This window comes from Streptomyces sp. NBC_01012, from assembly GCF_045162755.1.
Lineage (GTDB): Bacteria > Actinomycetota > Actinomycetes > Streptomycetales > Streptomycetaceae > Streptomyces.
Genome location: NZ_CP108688.1, coordinates 1,780,050 through 1,799,213 on the forward strand (window position 1 = coordinate 1,780,050; position 19,164 = coordinate 1,799,213).

Genomic DNA, 19,164 nt, shown 5'->3' on the forward strand with positions numbered 1-19,164 from the left:
GCTCAGGCCTCGTCGTCGTCCGGCTGCCGCACGTACCGCAGGACGCCCCACATGCTGCGTTCCAGCTCGTCGGCGGCGTCCTGCGCGGCGTCGTGGTGGCCTGTGTCCCGCACCGGGTCCTGCGAGGAGTTACGCACCGGGTCCTGCGACGGGTTCCGCACCGCGTCGCGGCAGCCGTCGAGCTCCTTGTGCAGCGCTTCGGCGTCGATGCCGGAACCGATCAGCACGAGCTGGGTCCGTCGCGCTTCTGCGCGGTCCCAGCGCTGCGGCACGAAGCTCAGGAACCGGCCGACGGCGTGCACGACGTACCGGTTGGCGGGGTCACCCGCACCGAAGTCGGCGAATCCCTTGATCCGGTAGAGGCCCGGGGGCCTGGAGTCGAGGAACGCCATGAAGCGGCGGGGGCTGAGCGGCACGTCGGCCGTGAAGGAGACGCTCTCGTACGCCGTGTGCAGATGTTCCTCGTGCGTGCGGTCGGCCTCGGGGAGCAGGTCCTCGAACGTCAACTGGCGGAACGTGTCGTCCTCGTCGGGCCTGAGCACCGGGTCGAAGAGCAGCTCCGGGTCGATCCTGCCGTACGTGGAGTGGATGACCGCGGCCCTGCCACCCGCCGTGCCGGCCACCTCCCGCACGGCCCGCAGTTCCGCGTCCCCGACCCGGTCGGTCTTGTTCAGGACGATCAGGTCGGCGACCGCGAGATGGCGGTCGATCTCGGGGTGGCGCTCCCGGGTGGCGGGGAATTCGGCCGCGTCGACGACCTCCACCAGGCCCCCGTACCTGATGTGCGGGTTGTCGCTGGCCAGCAGCATCCGTACGAGCTCCTGAGGCTCGGCGAGACCGCTCGCCTCGATGACGATCACATCGAGGCGGGCGGCCGGTGCCGTCAGCGTCTCCAGGTAGCTGTCGAGTTCGCTCGTGTCGACGGCGCAGCACAGACAGCCGTTGCCCAGCGAGACCGTCGAACCGACCTGGCCCGACACGGTCATGGCGTCGATCTCGATGGCCCCGAAGTCATTGACGACGACGCCGATCCGGTTCCCCGCCCGGTTGCGGAGCAGATGGTTGAGCAGCGTCGTCTTGCCTGATCCGAGGAAGCCCGCCAGGACGACGACCGGGATCTGCGGGGCGGGGGTCGGGGTCAACGGGGCCTTCCTCGGGTCGGTCAGAGCGCCGGTACGGGCTGCGGGGGCGGCGGTCCGGCATAGCGTGCCGCCGGGCGGATGATCTTCGAATCCTCCGCCTGCTCCAGGATATTGGCGCTCCAGCCGACCATGCGCGCGGCACAGAAGGTGGGCGTGAACATCTCCCTCGGCAGTCCGCAGAGCTCCATGACGACGCCTGCGTAGAACTCCACGTTCGTGTGCAGCTCGCGTCCGGGCTTGAGCTCGGCGAGGATCGCCTCCACCTGGCGTTCCACCTCCACCGCGAAGTCGACGAGCGGGCCGCCGAAGCTCTGCGCCACCGAGCGGAGCATGCGTGAGCGGGGGTCCTCGGTGCGGTAGACGGGGTGCCCGAACCCCATGATCCGCTCCCCCGCGACGACCCGTCCGCGGATCCAGCTGTCGATCCGCTCCGGGGTACCGATGGCGTCCAGGGTGTCCAGGGCCCGGCTGGGCGCGCCGCCGTGCAGCGGACCGGAGAGCGCGCCGACGGCTCCGCCGAGGCAGGCGGCGATGTCGGCGCCGGTGGAGGCGATCACCCTGGCGGTGAACGTGGAGGCGTTGAAGCCGTGGTCGATGGTGGAGACGAGGTACCGCTCGACGGCCGCGGCCCGGTCGGCGTCCGGCTCCTCACCGGTGAGCATGTACAGGTAGTTCGCGGCGAACGGCAGGTCGTCACGCGGTTCGACCGGCTCCAGGCCCTGGCCGAGGCGGTGGAGAGCGGTCAGCACGGTGGGCACAGCGGCGCATGCGGCGAGCGCGTCCTCGCGGCGGCGGTCGGCGTCGATGTCGTACACCGGGCGGAATCCGGCCGAGGCCCCGAACAGTGAGAGCGCGGTGCGCAGCCCTGCCAGCGGCCCGGAGAGCACACAGGCCCGGGCGATGGAGGGCAGTGCCTCCCGCACCTCGGCGGGCAGCCGGCGCAGACCGGCGGTGCGGGCGGTGAAGCCGTCGCTCGCCGCCCGGTCGGGCAGGTCACCGTGGACCATCAGATACCAGACGTCCTCGAAGCTGCGGTTCTCCGTCAGCTCGATCGCCGAGTACTGACGGTAGTGGTAGAAGCCCTCGCGTCCGCGCACGTCTCCGAGCGCGGTGTCCGTGACGAACACACCGGCGAGGCCCCGGGGCACGTCGAGCGGGGCGGTTTCCATGGGCGAGGCAGGCATGGCGGTCTCTCCTCCACCTGAGATGAACATTGATTCGACTGTCTATGCTTGACTAATTGGTTGTCAATATTGATTGAATCAATGCATAGCCTCCGTGAAGGTGATCCGCCGTCCATGGATATGGATGTGGATACGGTTGGCGCCATGACGCATGACTCGGCGCACGGACCCGGCACGCAGAACGCGCGGCCCGAAGAGGCGGCCGGCAGGCTCACCACCCGGGAGGCGGCCGAACGCCTCGGGGTGAAGCCCGAGACCGTGTACGCGTATGTGAGCAGGGGGCAGCTCGCCAGCAGGCGGACCCCCGGCGGTCGCGGCAGCACGTTCGACGCCGCCGAGATCGACGCCCTGGCCCGCCGGACCGGGCGCAGGGAGCCGTCACCGTCCACGACGGGTGACCTGGTCTTCCGTACCGGCATCACGCTCATCGAGCCCGACCGCTACTTCTACCGAGGCGTCGACGCCACCGAGCTCGCCCTCCGTTACGGCTACGAGGAGGTCGCCGAGTGGATCTGGACCGGCGAGCTCCACCCCGGCACCCGCTTCACCGCGGCGCACGAGCCCCTCGCGGCGGCCCGGCGCACGGCGGCCGCGATGCCGCGTCACAGCAGCTCGACAGACCGGCTGCGAGCCGCTGTCGCCGCGGCCGCGTCGGCCGACCCTCTGAGGTTCGACCTCTCCCCCGAGGGGGTGCTGAACAGCGCACGCAGCCTGATTCCCACCCTGGTGGGCGCGCTGCCGACAGCCGGGGAGCCCGGGCGGCCGGACGTCGTGGACCCGGAAGCGGGCGGTGGCGCTCTCGCTGCGCAGCTGTGGCCGAAACTCACCGCCAGGGCGCCGGACGAGGCATCAGTGGCTGTGCTCGACACCGCTCTGGCGCTGCTGGCCGACCATGATCTCGCGGCCTCGACGCTGGCGGCCCGTGTCGCCGCTTCGGCCCATGCGCACCCGTACGCCGTCGTCTCCGCGGGCCTCGGTGTGCTGGAGGGCCCGCTGCACGGCGCCGCGAGCGGGCTGGCGCACCGCATGCTGTCCGAGGTGCTGGACCGGGGCGGCGCCGCCCCGGTCGTCGCCGACCACCTGCGCACCGGCCGACGGGTGCCGGGGCTCGGCCACCGCCTCTACACGGGCGAGGATCCGCGGGCCGTCGCCCTGTTCGCGCTGCTGGACGGACTGCCGCAGGCGGCTCCCGCGATGGCGGCGGCGCGTGACGTGGTGGCGACCACCGCGCGACACACGCCTCTGCACGCCAATGTCGACCTGGCTCTGGCCGTCTTCTCGGTCAGCTACGACATGCCCGCCGAGACGGGCGAGACGGTGTTCGCGGTGTCCCGCACGGCGGGCTGGATCGCCCACGCGATGGAGGAGTACACGGAACGACCACTGCGGATGCGGCCCAGCGGGCAGTACACCGGCCCGCGTCCACCCCAGCCGCTGCCGGAGCATGCAAATTAGCTACAGCCGACGGAAATTCTCACCGGGCCTCCGCCCTGGGCGGTCGGGCGGTGGATCCGCGGACGACCAGCTCCGGCTCGAAGAGAAGCTCGTCGGACGGCACGGTACGCCCACCGATCTGCACCGAGAGCAGTTCGACCGCGGCCCTGCCCATCGCTTCGATCGGCTGACGCACCGTGGTCAGCGGCGGCTCGGTGCAGTTCATGAACGCCGAGTCGTCGTAGCCGACGACGGAGACGTCCCCGGGGACCGACAGCTCGCGCCGACGCGCGGCACGCACCGCGCCGAGGGCCAGCGGGTCGCTCGCGCAGATGATGCCGGTGACCCCTTCGTCGAGCAGCCGCGTGGCGGCGGCCTGGCCGCCCTCCAGCGAGAACATCGCGCGGGCGACCCACTCGTCCGGCACACCGGCCCCCGACCGGGCGGCCAGGGCGCGGGCCGCGGCGAGCTTGCGCTGCGAGGGCACGTGGTCGGCCGGGCCCAGGACGAACCCGATCCGCTCGTGGCCCAGCGAGACGAGATGACGCCAGGCCTGCTCGACGGCGACCGAGTCGTCGCACGAGACCCCGGGGAATCCGAGACGGGCGATTGCGGCGTTGATCAGGACGACCGGGATCCTGCGGTCGGCGAGCACCTTGTAGTGGTCGTGGGGGGCGTCGGCCTGGGCGTACAGCCCACCGGCGAACACGACTCCTGACACCTGCTGCTGGAGCAGGAGCTCGACGTAGTCGGCCTCGGAGACCCCGCCCTTGGTCTGCGTGCAGAGCACGGGCGTCAGCCCCTGCTGGGCGAGCGCGCCCCCGACCACCTCGGCGAACGCCGGGAAGATCGGGTTCTGCAGCTCGGGCAGGACCAGTCCGACCAGCCGGGCGCGCTCTCCGCGCAGCTGGGTCGGACGCTCGTAACCGAGCACGTCCAGGGCCGAGAGGACGGCCTGCCTCGTGGCGTCCGAGACGCCGGGCTTGCCGTTCAGCACGCGGCTGACCGTGGCCTCGCTGACTCCTACCTTCTGGGCAACCTGAGCAAGTCGTCGCGTCATGAACGCAAGATTAGCGCAAGAAACGCAAAAAGATTGCGTGGGTGCGGAAGTCCGTACAACGCTCACAGATGGAGAGCGGGAGGGCAAGAGCCGAGCGGGAGGGCAAGAGCCCTGATTCGACCGACCACCGGTCCGCCCACCCCGCCCCGCCTGCGCCCGCCTCGTCCGCACCGCCCCGCCTGCGCAGCCGCCCCCGCTACGCCGCGCCCGCCCCGGTGAGCGACCGGACCTCCGTCTCCGCGTGCTTGGCCAGGTCCGGCGGCTGGGGTGAGGTGACCGTGCCGATCCAGCCGGCCAGGAAGCCCGCCGGGACCGACACCAGTCCCGGGTTCTCCAGAGGGAAGAGCGCGAGGTCCACGCCGGGGAAGAGCGAGGAGGGGCTCCCCGAGACGACCGGCGAGAGAACGACGAGCAGGACGGCGGGGACCAGCCCGCCGTAGACGGCCCAGACCGCTCCCCTGGTGGTGAAGTTCCGCCAGAACAACGAGTAGAGCAGCACCGGGAGGTTGGCGGAGGCCGCGACCGCGAAGGCGAGCCCCACGAGAAACGCGACGTTCAGATTCTGGGCCAGGAGGCTGAGGGCGATGGCCACCACTCCGATGCCCGCCGCGGCCACCCTGGCCACGCCGACCTCGCTCCGCTGCTTGGCACCCGCCCTCCGGAACGAGGCGTAGAGGTCGTGGGCCACCGAGGCGGACGAGGCGAGAGTGATACCGGCGACGACAGCGAGGATCGTGGCGAAGGCGATGGCCGCCACGACGGCGAAGAGCACGGTGCCTCCCGTGGAGCCCTCGCCACCTCCCAGGACGAGCGCCAGGAGCGGAACCGCCGTGTTCCCCGAGGCGTTGGACGCCCGGACATCCGCGGATCCGACGAGCGCGGCGGCTCCGAACCCGAGCACGATGGTCATCAGATAGAAGCTGCCGATGAGCCCGATGGACCAGACGACCGAACGCCGGGCCGCACGGGCCGTGGGGACGGTGTAGAAGCGCGAGAGGATGTGCGGCAGTCCGGCCGTGCCGAGGACGAGCGCCACGCCGAGGCTGATGAAGTCGAAACGCGCCGTCCAGCTCCCGCCGTACCGCAGTCCGGGAGACAGGAAGTCCCGCCCGTTTCCGCTGCGTTCGGCCGCCGAGTTGAGCAGGGCGTTGAAGTCGCCGTGGAAGTGGAGAAGGACGAGCACGGTGAGCGCGACGGCGCCGCCCATCAGCAGGACCGCCTTGACGATCTGGATCCAGGTCGTGGCGCGCATACCGCCGAGCGACACATAGATCACCATGAGGGCGCCCACCCCGACCACGGTCCAGGACCGGGCGGTGTCGCTCGTACCCCCGAGCAGCAGTGCGACGAGGCTCCCGGCGCCGACCATCTGGGCCACCAGATAGAGCACCGAGACGGTGACGGAGGAGGTGCCCACCGCCGTACGCACCGGGCGCTCCGCCATCCGGGCGGCGACCACGTCGGCGAGCGTGAACCGTCCGCAGTTGCGTACGAGTTCGGCGACGAGGAGCAGCACCACGAGCCAGGCGACGAGGAATCCGACAGAGTAGAGCATGCCGTCGTAACCGAACAGGGCGATCAGCCCCGAGATGCCGAGGAAGGAGGCGGCGGACATGTAGTCACCGGCGATGGCGAATCCGTTCTCCATGGGGGAGAACAGCCGTCCGCCGGCGTAGAACTCCTCGGCCGACCCCTGCCTGTTGCGGCTGACCCAGGTGGTGATGCCGAGCGTCACGGCGATGAACACGCTGAACAGCAGCAGCGCCAGTGTCTGATGGTCGCCCCTCACCGGTCGGCCCCTCTGGTCATCTCCTGGGTGTCCCAGCGCAGTTCCAGCGCCGCCCGGTCGCGGTGCAGACGCGCATGCCGGGCATAGGCCCAGGTGAGGGCGAAGGTGGTGAGGAACTGGCCGAGTCCCGCCACCATGGCCACGTTGAGCGCGCCGACGACGGGACGCGCCATCAGGTCGTGCGCGGTGGTGGCGACGATGACATAGCCGAGGTACCAGAGCAGGAAGGCGAGCGTCGCGGGGACCACGAACCGCCGGTAGCGACGGCGCACTTCGCGGAATGCCGGACTGCTCTGCACCTCCAGATAGATCTCGGCCGCACTGTCGCCGCGACGCTCCACCGGCCGGAACCGCTGGTCGGGCACCTCGGCCCCCGCACCGCCCGGCTCGCCCCACGCGGAGGCCGGCGCCTCGTCCCACGGGTCGACGAGCCGCATCGCTGCCGCGTCCGGTCCTGCTTCCTTCTCCACCGACAACTCCCTTGTCCACGCGCCTTCTCAGCCGCGTAGCCAAGAATGGGCAGATCAGGAAGATCCCGGGCAGTTCATTCGCTCTGCTTCACCTTTTCAGGTGACGGAAGTGCCAGGTGGGTGCGCGAGCCCCCGTTGGTACGCATAGCGCACGGCTCCGGTCCTGTCGCGCGCCCCGGTCTTGGCGAAGAGATTGTTGATGTGGGTCTTCACCGTGGCCCGGGAGATGTGCAGCGCCCGCGCGATCTCGGCGTTGGACAGCCCGTCCGCGATGAGGACCAGCACCTCGGCCTCCCGGGGCGTGAGCCCGTCGGGCAGCTCAGGCGACGGCGGTGCCCCGACGTCGGCCCCGGCCTCGGCGGGCTGGGCGGTGACCCGCGCCAGCAGCCTGCTCTGCACCTTCGGCGAGAGGCCCGCCTCGCCGGAGATCACAGCCTCGACGGCTTGCGCGATCTCCTCACCCCCGGCGTCCTTGGTCAGATAGCCACGCGCACCCGCCCGCAACGCGGTGAACAGCGAATCGTCGTCCTCGAAGGTCGTGAGAACCACCACCTGGGTGCGGGGGTACTCGCTGCGGATCCTGCGCGTGGCCTCGACACCGTCGCAGCGGGGCATCCGCAGATCCATCAGGACCACGTCGGGGTCGGTCTCGGCGACCAGTGCGACCGCGTCGTCGCCGTCCTTCGCCGCCCCGACCACCTCGATACCGGGGAGCAGCCCCAGCAGCATGACGATGCCCTCACGCACCACCGACTGGTCATCGGCGACCACCACCCGCGCACTCACGCGGGCACCCGCAGATTCACCACGAACCCCTCCTCGTCCGGCCCTGCCCGCAGCGTCCCGCCGAGCAGCTCGGCGCGCTCCCGCATCCCCACAAGACCGTATCCGGAGCCACTGACAGCGAGCTCGCCCGCCGGGCGGCGCCCGCCGGAGTCCCGGACCTCCAGGGCGACCGCGTCCGGCTGGTACTCGAGCCGGACCGAGACGACCGCCCCCGGAGCGTGCTTGCGGGTGTTGGTCAGCGCCTCCTGCGCCACCCTGCGCACCGTCTGCGAGGCTTCCGCGGTCAGCTCCCTGCGCTCCCCCGCCACCGCCACCTCGGCCGGCTGACCGGCCACCAGCTGCCGCAGGAAGTCCTCCACCGGCGTCATCTCCCCGCGCAGCGCCGAGAGCGCCTGACGCGTCTCCGTGAGGCCGTCGAGCGCCATGGAGCGGGCCGCCACCACTCTCTCCAGCACCTGGTCGCGGAATTCCGCGGGAGACTCCCGTTCGATCAGCAGCCGGGCCGCTTCCAGGTGCACCAGCTGGGCGGAGAGGCTGTGCGCGAGCACATCGTGGATCTCACGGGCGATCCTGGATCTCTCGGCGAGCGCGGCGGTCCCGGCCTCCGCCTCCCTCGCGGCCCGCTCCTGGGCGAGGAGACGCTGCGAGCTGCCCCGGGCCTCGGCGTCGAGCCTCAGCACATACCCGCCCAGGCACAGACTGCCCGTGGTGATCACGGTCGTCGGCCAGCCGTCGCCCTTGACCACGGCGTACGCGATGAGCGCCACCGCGGTGAGCGGCACGGCCGCGAACAGCGGGAGCCGCTCCATCGCGACCACGGCGCACCCGCACCACAGCGCGACGGCGAGTGCGCCGCCACCCATCTCGCGAGCCATGAACGCCACAGCGATGAGCAGCACCATCAGCCCGAGTGAAGGCCCGAGCCGGTGCCCTCTGGTCGTCACGAAGAACGCTCGGCCGGCCACCGCGCAGCCCACCGTCACCGCCAGGCCGACGGCCACCTGCCAGAGGGCGAAGCGCCCGTCCCTGAAGGCGTCCCAGAGGAATCCGGCGAAGACCGCCGTCCAGACGAACCGGCCGATCATGGCCCGTGCCCGGGTGCGGGGCGTCGGGGTGAGGGCCTCCTTGGAAGGCCAACTGGTCCACGTCCTGCGGTTCACGCCCCGCCCTTCGACCAGGCCGATCCGGCCTCCGACGGCGTGCCGCCGGCCGGAAACCCTGCGGTGACACCGTACTGCTCGCGTATGCCCCCGGCCCGCAGGGCCAGCACACCGCTACGGGCGAACAGCATCGCCGCGAGGGACACGAGCAGGGACGCCGTCCCCTGGTGCACACCGAGGAGGACAGCGGTCAACGCCAGCAAGACCCGCAGCCCGATCCCTCCCGCCCAGACGAAGAGGGTGGCCTTGGTGCCCCGGCTCCAGAAGGACTCGTCCGGCTCCTGCCACAACCGGGCGGTCCAGCCCCATCCCGCGCCGGTGACCAGTCCCACCACGAGGCCCACGCCGAGCAGCCCCGCCGACAGGGTTTCGTGATGGGGATCGAGGACGTCGTCGCCGCGAAGGGCGATGACGCACAGGACCACAGGCAGCGCCCACCATCGCTTCCCGCCGCCGACCCGCTGGGCCGAGAACTGGCGCACGACGACGAGCGCGACAACCGCGACGGTCACCGAAACGTTGACGAGCTCTGTCATGACAGCCTCCGAAGGCGTGTGGATCCGATGTCTTCGACGCTACGGAGGCGCGGGGATCATGGGATCGGCCCAGGGGCTGACCGTGGGTGGAAAAGGGTCTCCACCCACGGGTGGAGCGTCAGACGTCGATGCGCGAGCGGTCCAGGGTGGCCGCGGAGCTGGTGATGAACTCCTTACGCGGCGCGACCTCGTTCCCCATCAGCAGATCGAAGATCTGCTCGGAGGACTCCAGGTCGCCGATGTTGATCCTGCGCAGCGTGCGGTGGCGCGGGTCCATCGTGGTCTCCGCGAGCTGGTCCGCGTCCATCTCACCGAGGCCCTTGTACCGCTGGATCGAGTCCTTGAACCGGACGTTCTTGCGCTGCAGCTCCAGCAGGGTCTGCCGGAGCTCGTTGTCCGAGTAGGTGTAGATGTACTTCTCCTGGCCCTTCTTGGGCTGGACGAGCTCGATCCGGTGCAGCGGCGGCACGGCCGCGAAGACCCGCCCCGCCTCGACCATCGGCCGCATGTAGCGCTGGAAGAGCGTGAGCAGCAGGGTGCGGATGTGCGAACCGTCGACGTCGGCGTCCGTCATCATGATCACCTTGCCGTAGCGCGCGGCGTCGATGTCGAAGGTCCGCCCCGACCCTGCTCCTATGACCTGGATGATGGCACCGCACTCGGCGTTCTTGAGCATGTCCGAGACGGACGACTTCTGGACGTTGAGGATCTTCCCTCGGATCGGCAGCAGTGCCTGGAACTCGCTGTTCCGGGCAAGCTTCGCGGTACCGAGGGCCGAGTCGCCCTCCACGATGAAGAGCTCACTGCGCTCCACGTCGTCGCTCCGGCAGTCCGCGAGCTTCGCGGGCAGCGAGGAGGACTCCAGCGCGGTCTTGCGGCGCTGCGCGTCCTTGTGCTGGCGGGCGGCGATCCGGGTGCGCGCGGCCGCCACCGCCTTCTCCAGCACCGCCCTGGCCTGGGCCTTGGCGTCGCGCTTCGTGGACGTCAGGAACGCCTTGAGCTCCTTGGCGACCACATTGGACACGATCCGGTTGGCCGCCGAGGTGCCGAGCACCTCCTTGGTCTGCCCTTCGAACTGCGGCTCCGCGAGCCGCACGGTGACGACCGCGGTCAGGCCTTCCAGGGCGTCGTCCTTGACGATGTCGTCCTCGGCGACCCGTAGCAGCTTGGCGGACCGCAGGACCTCGTTCACGGTCTTCGTGAGCGAGCGCTCGAAGCCGCTGACGTGGGTGCCGCCCTTGGGGGTGGCGATGATGTTGACGAAGGACCTGAGGGTCGTGTCGTAGCCGGTACCCCAGCGCAGGGCGATGTCGACGCCCAGCTCACGGGTGACCTCGGTCGCCGTCATGTGCCCGCGGTCGTCGAGAACCGGCACCGTCTCCTTGAACGTCCCCGTGCCGCTCAGACGCTGGACGTCGCAGACGGCCTTGTCCTGCGCGAGGTACTCGCAGAACTCGCTGATCCCGCCGTCGTAGTGGAACGTCTCCTCGGTCTTCCCCTCGCCGTCCAGGCCCCGCTCGTCACGTACGACGATGGTGAGACCGGGCACGAGGAACGCGGTCTGGCGTGCCCGCTGGTACAGCGTCTCCAGGCTGAGCTTCGCGTCCTTGAGGAAGATCTGGCGGTCGGCCCAGTACCGCGTACGGGTACCCGTACGCGTCTTGGGGATGCGCTTGCTCTTGCGGAGGCCGTTGGCGGGGTCGAAGGGGCTGTCGGGCCCCTGCTCGGTGAAGATGCCCGGGACACCGCGCCGGAAGCTGATGGAGTGCGTGGTGCCGTTGCGGTCGACCTCGACGTCCAGCCGGGCCGAGAGCGCGTTCACCACGGAGGCGCCGACGCCGTGCAGGCCGCCCGACGCCGAGTAGGACCCGCCGCCGAACTTTCCGCCGGCGTGCAGCTTGGTCATGACGACCTCGATGCCGGAGAGCCCTGTCTTGGGCTCCACATCGACCGGGATGCCCCGGCCGTTGTCGCGGACCTCGACGGAGGAGTCGTCGTGGAGGATGACCTCGATGGTGTCGCAGTAGCCGCCGAGAGCCTCGTCGACCGAGTTGTCGATGATCTCCCAGAGGCAGTGCAGCAGTCCCCGGCTGTCCGTGGACCCGATGTACATCCCGGGGCGCTTACGGACCGCCTCGAGCCCCTCCAGGACGAGAAGGTGCCGCGCGGTGTAGTTGGAGCTGTCCTTGTCTGCGCCGTCTGCTCCGGTCAGCAGCGCAGTGGACGGCACGGAATCGGCGGTCACGCGGTTCGCTCCTCGCTGAATTTCGATCGGGGGCCCGGTGGGTATCGGGCTCGGCCTCGGTAGCCGCTGAGAGCCTACAGAGGCCTGGTAGAGCGGTTGTAACGCCACCCAGGGGGAATCCTTATGCTAGTCCAGCCTCGCATACGCGTTCGATCATTCCTTGGAGTGACTCGCACATCACGTTCCCATCGAGGCATGAACCATTTAGGCTCCGGGCACGTCCTCATGAACAACCGGCAAGCCAGCCGGCGGACCGGCCCACACAAGCAACGCGAAACCGTAGCGCTACGCAATACGGCACATTCGCCGCCAACCGTCAACAGACAGCCATCCCGAGAAGAAGTTTCGAAGAAATGCCACGAGCGGGAACGTTTTCGGCCTGGTTGGATGTTGACCCTGGTACGACAGCTCGTCGAGCTAGAGAAGAGGCGACGTGACTACTGTTCTGACCCCCGCGAGCCCGCTGACCGCAGCAGACCGCTGTGACCGTTGCGGCGCCCAGGCATATCTGCGCGTCGTCCTCATCAGCGGCGGTGAACTGCTCTTCTGTGCCCACCACGGGCGCAAGTTCGAGCCGGAACTCAAGAAGATCGCCGCGGAAATACAGGATGAGACAGATCGGCTCACTGCCGTCCAGGCCAGTGCCGCCGACGAGGAGCACTGACACCTCGCATCCACGACGAGCCATGGGTACGGTCCCGGACCGGCCGACGGGCGGCCTTCCCGAGGGGAAAGCCGCCCGTTCTCATGAGCTCGGACGCGAGGCGTCCTCCTCCGCCGTCAGCTCCGGTCGGCCATCCACCGGATCGCGGCGGACACACGCGTGTACACCCCGGGGCTGTCCGGGTTCCCGCAGCCGCTGCCCCAGGAGACCAGCCCTATGAGGCGCCCACGGGCCACCAGCGGCCCTCCGCTGTCTCCCTGGCAGGCATCCCGCCCACCGGCCGTGTCACCGGCGCAGAGCATCGACGAGGCGTCGTAAGCGCCCCGTGTGCCGCCGGGATACGCCCGGGCGCAGTCGCTGTCCGGCAGTACGCTCACCGGTGCGGCCCGCAGCTCGGCGGCGTAGGCGCCCGACCCGGTCGTGTCCCCCCAGCCGTACACCGTGGCATCGGTGCCCGGTTCGTATGCCTTGTTCCCCTCCCCGGCCATCGGGATGACGCTGTCCTCCGGCAGGGTCCCGGCCAGAGTGAGCACCGCCAGGTCGGCGGAGTTCGTCCGCGGGTCGTAGCCGGGATTGACCCACGTCGACCGCACGGGGACCTCCTGGCCGCCCGGTCCGCTCAGCTGGTCCCGTCCGGCGATGATCCGCAGGTCCCCCACCTCGGAGGCCGGCGCCCCCAGGACGTCCTCGCCGAGGCAGTGCGCGGCCGTGATCACCTTGGTGGGCGCGATCGCCACCCCGCCGCAGAACTGACCCGCACGGGTTCCTCCGAACCGGTCACGGCTCGACAGGGCCACGGCCCACGGGCTGTCCGCGACGGCCGCCGGCCTCCCTCCGACGATGATGCTGTCCGCGACGGCGGGGGCCGGTGGCCCGAGGGGTATCACCGCCGCAGCGGCCGCCAGGGTGAGGGCGACGGGAAGGACACGGACGAGAACGCGGGGCATGAAGGCTCCTGACGCCGAGGTGAACAGTGCCCACTCAGCGTCATCCGCCCCGGTGCCGCCCGCACGCGGACAGACATGGGCCGGGGCCCGGAACCTGTTCAGGTTCCGGGCCCCGGCCCATGTCTGTCCGCGATCTAGTCGAGGTAGTCGCGCAGGACCTGCGAACGCGACGGGTGACGCAGCTTCGACATCGTCTTGGACTCGATCTGACGGATGCGCTCACGCGTCACCCCGTAGACCTTGCCGATCTCGTCCAGCGTCTTCGGCTGGCCGTCGGTGAGACCGAAACGCATCGAGACGACGCCCGCCTCACGCTCGGAGAGCGTGTCGAGCACGGAGTGCAGCTGCTCCTGGAGCAGCGTGAAGCTCACCGCGTCCGCCGGCACGACCGCCTCGGAGTCCTCGATGAGGTCTCCGAACTCGCTGTCCCCGTCCTCACCCAGCGGGGTGTGGAGGGAAATCGGCTCACGACCGTACTTCTGGACCTCGATGACCTTCTCGGGGGTCATGTCGAGCTCCTTGGCCAGCTCCTCCGGGGTGGGCTCACGGCCCAGGTCCTGGAGCATCTGGCGCTGCACCCTGGCGAGCTTGTTGATGACCTCGACCATGTGCACCGGGATACGGATGGTGCGGGCCTGGTCGGCCATGGCGCGGGTGATCGCCTGGCGGATCCACCAGGTGGCGTACGTGGAGAACTTGTAGCCCTTGGTGTAGTCGAACTTCTCGACCGCGCGGATCAGACCGAGGTTGCCCTCCTGGATGAGGTCCAGGAAGAGCATGCCGCGACCGGTGTAACGCTTGGCCAGCGAGACCACGAGGCGGAGGTTGGCCTCCAGCAGGTGGTTCTTGGCCCGGCGGCCGTCCTCGGCGATGATCTCCAGCTCGCGCTTGAGCTTCGGCGCGAGCTTGTCGGAGTTCGCGAGCTTGTCCTCGGCGAAGAGGCCGGCCTCGATGCGCTTGGCGAGCTCGACCTCCTGCTCGGCGTTGAGGAGGGGGACCTTACCGATCTGCTTGAGGTAGTCCTTGACCGGGTCGGCCGTTGCGCCGGCGACGGCGACCTGCTGCGCGGGCGCGTCGTCCTCGTCGTCGTCGGAGAGGACGAAGCCCTTGTTCTCGCCCTCGCCCTCCTCTTCCTCGCCCTTGCCGGCCTTGACTTCCTCGACCGCCTCGTCACCGTCGAGCAGTTCGTCGTCCTGCTTGCCGGTCTTCTTCGCGGCCGTCTTCTTGACCGCGGTCTTCTTCGCGGCGGTCTTCTTGGCAACCGTCTTCTTGGCTGCCGCCTTCTTCGCAGGAGCGGCGACGGCAGCGTCCTCGGCCACCACGTCCGCGCTCTCGGCCGCCGGGGCGGCAGATGCCGCGACGGTCCGCGTCACGGCCGTCTTGGCCGCGACGGTCTTGGTGGCGGTGCGCTTGACCGGGCTCTTCGCTGCGACGCTCTTGCGGGCGCGCTTCGGCGACTCCGCGGCACTGACCATCAGCGTCACACCCTCTTCCTCGAGGATCTGGTTGAGGCTGCGCAGAACATTCTTCCACTGGGTTGGCGGAATCTGGTCAGCCTCGAAGGCCCGACGCACGTCATCGCCGGCGATCTGCCCATCAGCCTTTCCCCGCTCGATGAGCGCCATCACAGACTCGGACTCGGCGATCTCCGGCGGGAGCGTACGGGATGTGCTGGCCGACACGAACAACCTCTCGGAACGATGGAAACGGCTTCCGGCCCTGCCCTGGAGAGGGCTGGAGCCGACGACCGTCGGCTGGGGATGTTGCCGACGGCGCGGGTTTGGCCTCAGAACTGCACAGCGCACTGTGTGGCTGCTGTATTCCTTCCGCGGCGGTCACCTCTTAGGTCATCGCACTGTTTCGAGGAGTGTTACGCCCAATTCGCGTGGCCCCAGTCACACCTCATTCGCGACAAACAGCGCCAGAGGTCACATCTCCGTATAAACACGCCGCCGAACCGCGAGGGTCCGGCGGCACACGGTCCGCATACCCCGACCTGCTGTGTTCAGTGCTCGCGAGGCGCGGGAACCACCCGCTCGCCGTCGGTGTGGCCGACCAACAGCTGCCGCATCGCGGCCTCGGCGCCGGCGGAATCGCCCGACGCGAGGGCCTCCACGATCCGCGCGTGGTGCCCGAGGGACGCCTCGGCGGGCCGGTCACAGCCGGTGACGGGGCCGCCGGAGACATGCAGGGCGGCCGACACGATGCCCGAGAGGTGTTCGAGCATGCGGTTGCCCGCCGCCTGGATCAGCAGGGCGTGGAACTCCGCATCGGCCCGGGAGAACGTCACGGCGTCCCCCTGCCCCATCGCGTGCCCCATGATCTCGATCATGTCGCCGAGGCGCTGCTGGATGTCGTCGCGCCCATGGCCTGCGGCCAGCCGGGCGGCGAGCGGCTCGATGGTCCACCGGAGATCGTCCAGCTCGCGGCGCTGGTCATCACGCTGCGGGCCGAAGGCACGCCATTCGATGATGTCGGGATCCAGCAGATTCCAGTCGCTCACCGGGCGGACCCGGGTGCCCACGTTGGGCCGGGCACTGACCAGGCCCTTGGCCTCGAGAACGCGCAGGGACTCCCTCACAACGGTGCGGGAGACCTCGAATCGCTGTCCGATCTCCTCGGGGACGAGCGGACGGTCGGCACCGAGGTCACCGGAAACAATCATCTGGCCCAGCTGCTGGACCAGTTGGCCGTGAAGTCCACGGCCACGACTGGCCGTGCCACGTCGGCTCGCCCGCCCCAGTTCGGATTCGGCGCCACCCCAGGAACGGAGTGCGGCGCGCTCGCCGGCCGGCACCTCCGTGTACGGGTAACGGTCGAGTTCGCCCGGACCGGCGAGGCCGGAGTCGGCGGAGCGGGCGGCGGTCATCATGGTGTGCGCAAGGGTACTCACGCATCCTTTGTCGGCGCGGCTCACCCGACCCTTGAGGTCTTTGCTGAAAAGCACACGAAAGGGTGATCGGCACCCGCCCCTCAATTGACGCGTTATCGGTAGAAATCATGTCTTTTCAAGAGAGTTGCCCGCCCCTGACCGTCGAGCACGAGGCCACATGATCACCAACGGGCTCTCCCGCGAAGGCTGGTGAACACATACGCGCAGATCAGGGCAGACAACGACAAGGAAAGCGCCAGGCCCACTGGCTGGGCCACCACCCGCACGGCGGCCATGGCCCAACGGTCCGTCTCGTACGGCCACTGCGCACCGCTCAGTTCACGCAGCCGCCCCGGCAGTCCGGCGATCGAACGGGCGGACGGAACCACCAGGAGCTTCTGCATGAGCGGTACGACAAGAACCGGAACCGCCAGTACGGCCGCCACTCCGGCGACGGCCAGCCTGAACACTCCGGCCCCCAGCAGCCCCGCCCAGGCGCACCCGACCGACAGACCCACCCAACTCACGGCGAGCTGAGGTCCGTTCGCCGGGACTGTCACCAAGTCACCGCCGTACACGAGGCGCAGGGCCCATGCGCCCGCCAGCACGGAGGAGACGGCGAGCAGCAACGCGACGCCCGCCGAGACCACCAGCTTGGCGAGCAGGAGGCCGAGGCGGCGAGGGACCGTCCCCCGCCCCGCTGCGAGCGCCGGGTAGCGGAACTCGTCGCCGAAGGAGAGAGCACCCAGCAGCCCGGCGGCGAACGCGGCGGGGGGAAGCGGCAGCAGGTCCGGCCAGGCGACCAGGAGATGCGGCAGCGGCATCCCTCCTGAGCGGGCCAGCAGCACGGACAGAGCCGGCGAGACGACCAGAACGGCCGCCATGATCAAGGCGGTTGTCCTGACACCGAAGAGGCGGCGCAGCTCGTAGCGCAGGGGTCGGAGCGGACCGCGAGCGGGCCGTACGGGGATCGGCGGGGGCAGCTCGGAGATCGCCACGGCCGAGGCGGGGCCCGGCAGGACGGCTCTCACCGGCCCGTCCGCCGAACCCCTGGCCGGAGCGGCCACCGGGCCGGCGTCCCCGGTCTCGTCCGCGAGTTGATGGACGGGGAGGCCATGGCGGTACGCCGTGTCCCCGATCTCCGCGCAACTGCTGCCGTACACCGACAGCCGGCTGCCGTCCTCGGCGACCACCTCGACGGAGCGCTGGGCGGCGCGGGCCTCGCGGCTGACCACCGCGGCCAGCCGGGCCGCGTGCGGGGTCCGCACGGCGACCCGCGGCCGCAGACGGGTACGGGAGAAGTCCGCGACGTCCTGGTCCGCGACGAGGCGCCCCTCGTCGATGGTGACCACACGATCCGCCGCGCGGGCGGCCTCCTTGGGGTCGCACGTCGTGTGCAGGACCGTGCCGCCCTCGGCCGCGTGTGCGCGGAGCAGACCGTGGAGCCAGCTCCTCTCACGCGGCGAAAGGCCCTCGGTCGGCTCGTCGAGTACGAGCGTGTGGGGGTCACCCAGCAGCGCCGAGGCGAGGCCGAGCCGCCGGTCCATGCCGGCCGAGAGGGTTCCGATGCGCTGGTCACCCAGCCCCGCGAGGCCGACGACCTCGAGCAGTTCGTCGGCCCGGGACGCGGGGACCCCCGCTGCGGCGCAGAGCATGCGGAGCTGACCGCGCGCGGTGCGCGCCGGGTGCCCCGGCACATCGCCGAGCAGCACGCCGACCTCGCGGGCCGGATGGCCGATGCAGTGCAGGGGGCGGCCCTTGAAGTAGGTGACGCCTCTGCCCGCTTCGAGTTCGAGCATCAGACGAAGGGCAGTGGTCTTGCCGGAGCCCGGAGCGCCGAGCAGCGCGGTGACGCTGCCGGGCGGCGCTTCGAAGGTCAGGTCGTCCACGACGGGCGGACGGTCGCGGCGGGGAGTGGTGGTGAGTCCGATGGCCTGGAGCATCGCTTCTCTCGCTGAGGGTGAGACCGCTCGGCGGCAGGGTGGGGTACCCCAGCAAGATAACGCGACATTTCAGACTTTTTGCGCATCGGTGGATCTATGGGCGTTCCGCAGGCGCGCTCGACGCCGACCCGCCCGGCGGGCAGGAACGCGGACGGGCGCGGGGTCAGACCTCCGGCCTCAGCATCGGGGGGTTGAGCACCGTCGCCGCACCGGCCCGGAACAGCTGCGCGGGTCGGCCCCCCTGCCGCGTGGTCGTCCCTCCGGACGGCACCAGGAAGCCGGGCGTGCCCGTGACCTTGCGGTGGAAGTTCCGGGGGTCGAGCACCACGCCCCACACCGCCTCGTACACCCTGCGCAGCTCGCCGACCGTGAACTCCGGCGGGCAGAACGCCGTGGCGAGCGAGGAGTATTCGATCTTCGAGCGGGCCCGCTCCACCCCGTCGTCGAGAATCCTCGCGTGATCGAAGGCCAGTGAAGCGGCCTGCTCCCCGTCGCGGGCGAAGCTGCCCCCGGGTCCCAGCAGGTCCTCGACCGACGCCCAGCGGGCACTGTTCGCGTCGCCGCCCGCACGGGGCGCCGGAAGGTCGGGCGCCAGCGCGAGGTGGGCGACGCTGACGACCCGCATCCGGGGATCGCGGCCCGGGTCACCATAGGTGGCGAGCTGTTCGAGATGGGCGCCGTTTCCGGCGGCGGGGGTCGACGGGTCGTGTGCGCAGAGCCCGGTCTCCTCGACGAGTTCACGCGCTGCAGCCGCTCCCAGATCCTCATCGGCCCTGACGAATCCACCGGGCAGTGCCCAGCGCCCCTGGAACGGCGATTCGCCACGGCGTACCACCAGCGCGCAGAGGGCGTGACGTCGCACCGTGAGGACAACCAGGTCGACGGTGACAGCGAAGGGCGGGAAGGTCGACGGGTCGTAGCGCGGCATGCCG

General features: G+C 70.2%; 16 protein-coding genes. 2 read left to right on the forward strand and 14 right to left on the reverse strand.

The annotated features are described in order from the left end of the window. Positions 1-2 precede the first annotated feature (2 nt). Both OG623_RS07715 and OG623_RS07720 read right to left on the reverse strand, forming a co-directional pair. A complete protein-coding gene (locus OG623_RS07715; protein ID WP_406145458.1) occupies positions 3-1,142 on the reverse strand; it encodes a CobW family GTP-binding protein in 1,140 nt (379 codons plus the stop codon). Positions 1,143-1,162: 20 nt separating this feature from the next. Then, a complete protein-coding gene (locus OG623_RS07720) occupies positions 1,163-2,311 on the reverse strand; it encodes a citrate synthase/methylcitrate synthase (protein WP_406151727.1) in 1,149 nt (382 codons plus the stop codon). Between the two features lie 159 nt (positions 2,312-2,470). On the opposite strand from OG623_RS07720, the gene OG623_RS07725 reads away from it, so the two are divergent. Then, the gene (locus OG623_RS07725) at positions 2,471-3,781 is read left to right on the forward strand and encodes a citrate/2-methylcitrate synthase (protein ID WP_406145459.1); all 1,311 of its coding nucleotides are present in this window, start codon (positions 2,471-2,473) and stop codon (positions 3,779-3,781) included. Positions 3,782-3,800: 19 nt separating this feature from the next. On the opposite strand, the gene OG623_RS07730 is transcribed toward OG623_RS07725, so the two are convergent. The 7 genes from OG623_RS07730 to OG623_RS07760 all read right to left on the reverse strand — a co-directional run bounded on the left by OG623_RS07730 (position 3,801) and on the right by OG623_RS07760 (position 11,806). Continuing rightward, a complete protein-coding gene (locus OG623_RS07730; RefSeq protein WP_406145460.1) occupies positions 3,801-4,820 on the reverse strand; it encodes a LacI family DNA-binding transcriptional regulator in 1,020 nt (339 codons plus the stop codon). A 196-nt stretch (positions 4,821-5,016) separates the two neighbouring features. Beyond that, the gene (locus OG623_RS07735; protein ID WP_406145461.1) at positions 5,017-6,609 is read right to left on the reverse strand and encodes a cation acetate symporter; all 1,593 of its coding nucleotides are present in this window, start codon (positions 6,607-6,609) and stop codon (positions 5,017-5,019) included. Next, a complete protein-coding gene (locus tag OG623_RS07740) occupies positions 6,606-7,079 on the reverse strand; it encodes a DUF485 domain-containing protein (RefSeq protein ID WP_406145462.1) in 474 nt (157 codons plus the stop codon). The genes OG623_RS07735 and OG623_RS07740 overlap by 4 nt, the downstream gene beginning before the upstream one ends. Before the next feature lie 96 nt (positions 7,080-7,175). Further along, positions 7,176-7,865, reverse strand: coding sequence for a response regulator (locus OG623_RS07745; protein WP_406145463.1), 690 nt, complete (start codon positions 7,863-7,865; stop codon positions 7,176-7,178). Continuing rightward, positions 7,862-9,025: a sensor histidine kinase gene (locus tag OG623_RS07750; protein WP_406145464.1), complete on the reverse strand. Its 1,164-nt coding sequence runs from the start codon at positions 9,023-9,025 to the stop codon at positions 7,862-7,864. Before OG623_RS07750 ends, OG623_RS07745 begins: the two co-directional genes overlap by 4 nt. Continuing rightward, the gene (locus tag OG623_RS07755; RefSeq protein ID WP_406145465.1) at positions 9,022-9,561 is read right to left on the reverse strand and encodes a DUF1453 domain-containing protein; all 540 of its coding nucleotides are present in this window, start codon (positions 9,559-9,561) and stop codon (positions 9,022-9,024) included. Before OG623_RS07755 ends, OG623_RS07750 begins: the two co-directional genes overlap by 4 nt. A 118-nt stretch (positions 9,562-9,679) precedes the next feature. Then, a complete protein-coding gene (locus OG623_RS07760; protein ID WP_406145466.1) occupies positions 9,680-11,806 on the reverse strand; it encodes a type IIA DNA topoisomerase subunit B in 2,127 nt (708 codons plus the stop codon). A gap of 433 nt (positions 11,807-12,239) precedes the next feature. On the opposite strand from OG623_RS07760, the gene OG623_RS07765 reads away from it, so the two are divergent. Beyond that, complete coding sequence (locus tag OG623_RS07765; protein WP_073748127.1) at positions 12,240-12,470, forward strand: hypothetical protein; 231 nt, start codon at positions 12,240-12,242, stop codon at positions 12,468-12,470. 116 nt (positions 12,471-12,586) lie between these two features. Here the strand turns inward: OG623_RS07765 and OG623_RS07770 are convergent, their stop codons facing one another. The 5 genes from OG623_RS07770 to OG623_RS07790 form a co-directional block, all read right to left on the reverse strand. Beyond that, the gene (locus OG623_RS07770; RefSeq protein WP_406145467.1) at positions 12,587-13,417 is read right to left on the reverse strand and encodes a S1 family peptidase; all 831 of its coding nucleotides are present in this window, start codon (positions 13,415-13,417) and stop codon (positions 12,587-12,589) included. Positions 13,418-13,551: 134 nt separating this feature from the next. Beyond that, positions 13,552-15,099 carry an RNA polymerase sigma factor gene (locus OG623_RS07775; protein WP_406145468.1) on the reverse strand — a complete coding sequence of 516 codons (1,548 nt, stop codon included), beginning with the start codon at positions 15,097-15,099 and terminating at the stop codon, positions 13,552-13,554. A 323-nt stretch (positions 15,100-15,422) separates the two neighbouring features. Then, on the reverse strand, positions 15,423-16,289 hold the full coding sequence (locus tag OG623_RS07780) for a FadR/GntR family transcriptional regulator (protein ID WP_406151729.1): 867 nt from the start codon (positions 16,287-16,289) through the stop codon (positions 15,423-15,425). Between the two features lie 182 nt (positions 16,290-16,471). Continuing rightward, positions 16,472-18,232: an ATP-binding cassette domain-containing protein gene (locus OG623_RS07785; RefSeq protein ID WP_406145469.1), complete on the reverse strand. Its 1,761-nt coding sequence runs from the start codon at positions 18,230-18,232 to the stop codon at positions 16,472-16,474. A 163-nt stretch (positions 18,233-18,395) separates the two neighbouring features. Further along, positions 18,396-19,160 carry an NUDIX domain-containing protein gene (locus tag OG623_RS07790; RefSeq protein WP_406145470.1) on the reverse strand — a complete coding sequence of 255 codons (765 nt, stop codon included), beginning with the start codon at positions 19,158-19,160 and terminating at the stop codon, positions 18,396-18,398. Positions 19,161-19,164 lie beyond the last annotated feature (4 nt).

Coding starts and splice junctions, on each gene's coding strand:
- OG623_RS07720 (WP_406151727.1), bottom strand. CDS start 2,311: ATGGAAACCGCCCCGCTCGACGTGCCCCGGGGCCTCGCCGGTGTGTTC.
- OG623_RS07725 (WP_406145459.1), top strand. CDS start 2,471: ATGACGCATGACTCGGCGCACGGACCCGGCACGCAGAACGCGCGGCCC.
- OG623_RS07730 (WP_406145460.1), bottom strand. CDS start 4,820: ATGACGCGACGACTTGCTCAGGTTGCCCAGAAGGTAGGAGTCAGCGAG.
- OG623_RS07755 (WP_406145465.1), bottom strand. CDS start 9,561: ATGACAGAGCTCGTCAACGTTTCGGTGACCGTCGCGGTTGTCGCGCTC.
- OG623_RS07770 (WP_406145467.1), bottom strand. CDS start 13,417: ATGCCCCGCGTTCTCGTCCGTGTCCTTCCCGTCGCCCTCACCCTGGCG.
- OG623_RS07780 (WP_406151729.1), bottom strand. CDS start 16,289: ATGATGACCGCCGCCCGCTCCGCCGACTCCGGCCTCGCCGGTCCGGGC.
- OG623_RS07785 (WP_406145469.1), bottom strand. CDS start 18,232: ATGCTCCAGGCCATCGGACTCACCACCACTCCCCGCCGCGACCGTCCG.
- OG623_RS07790 (WP_406145470.1), bottom strand. CDS start 19,160: ATGCCGCGCTACGACCCGTCGACCTTCCCGCCCTTCGCTGTCACCGTC.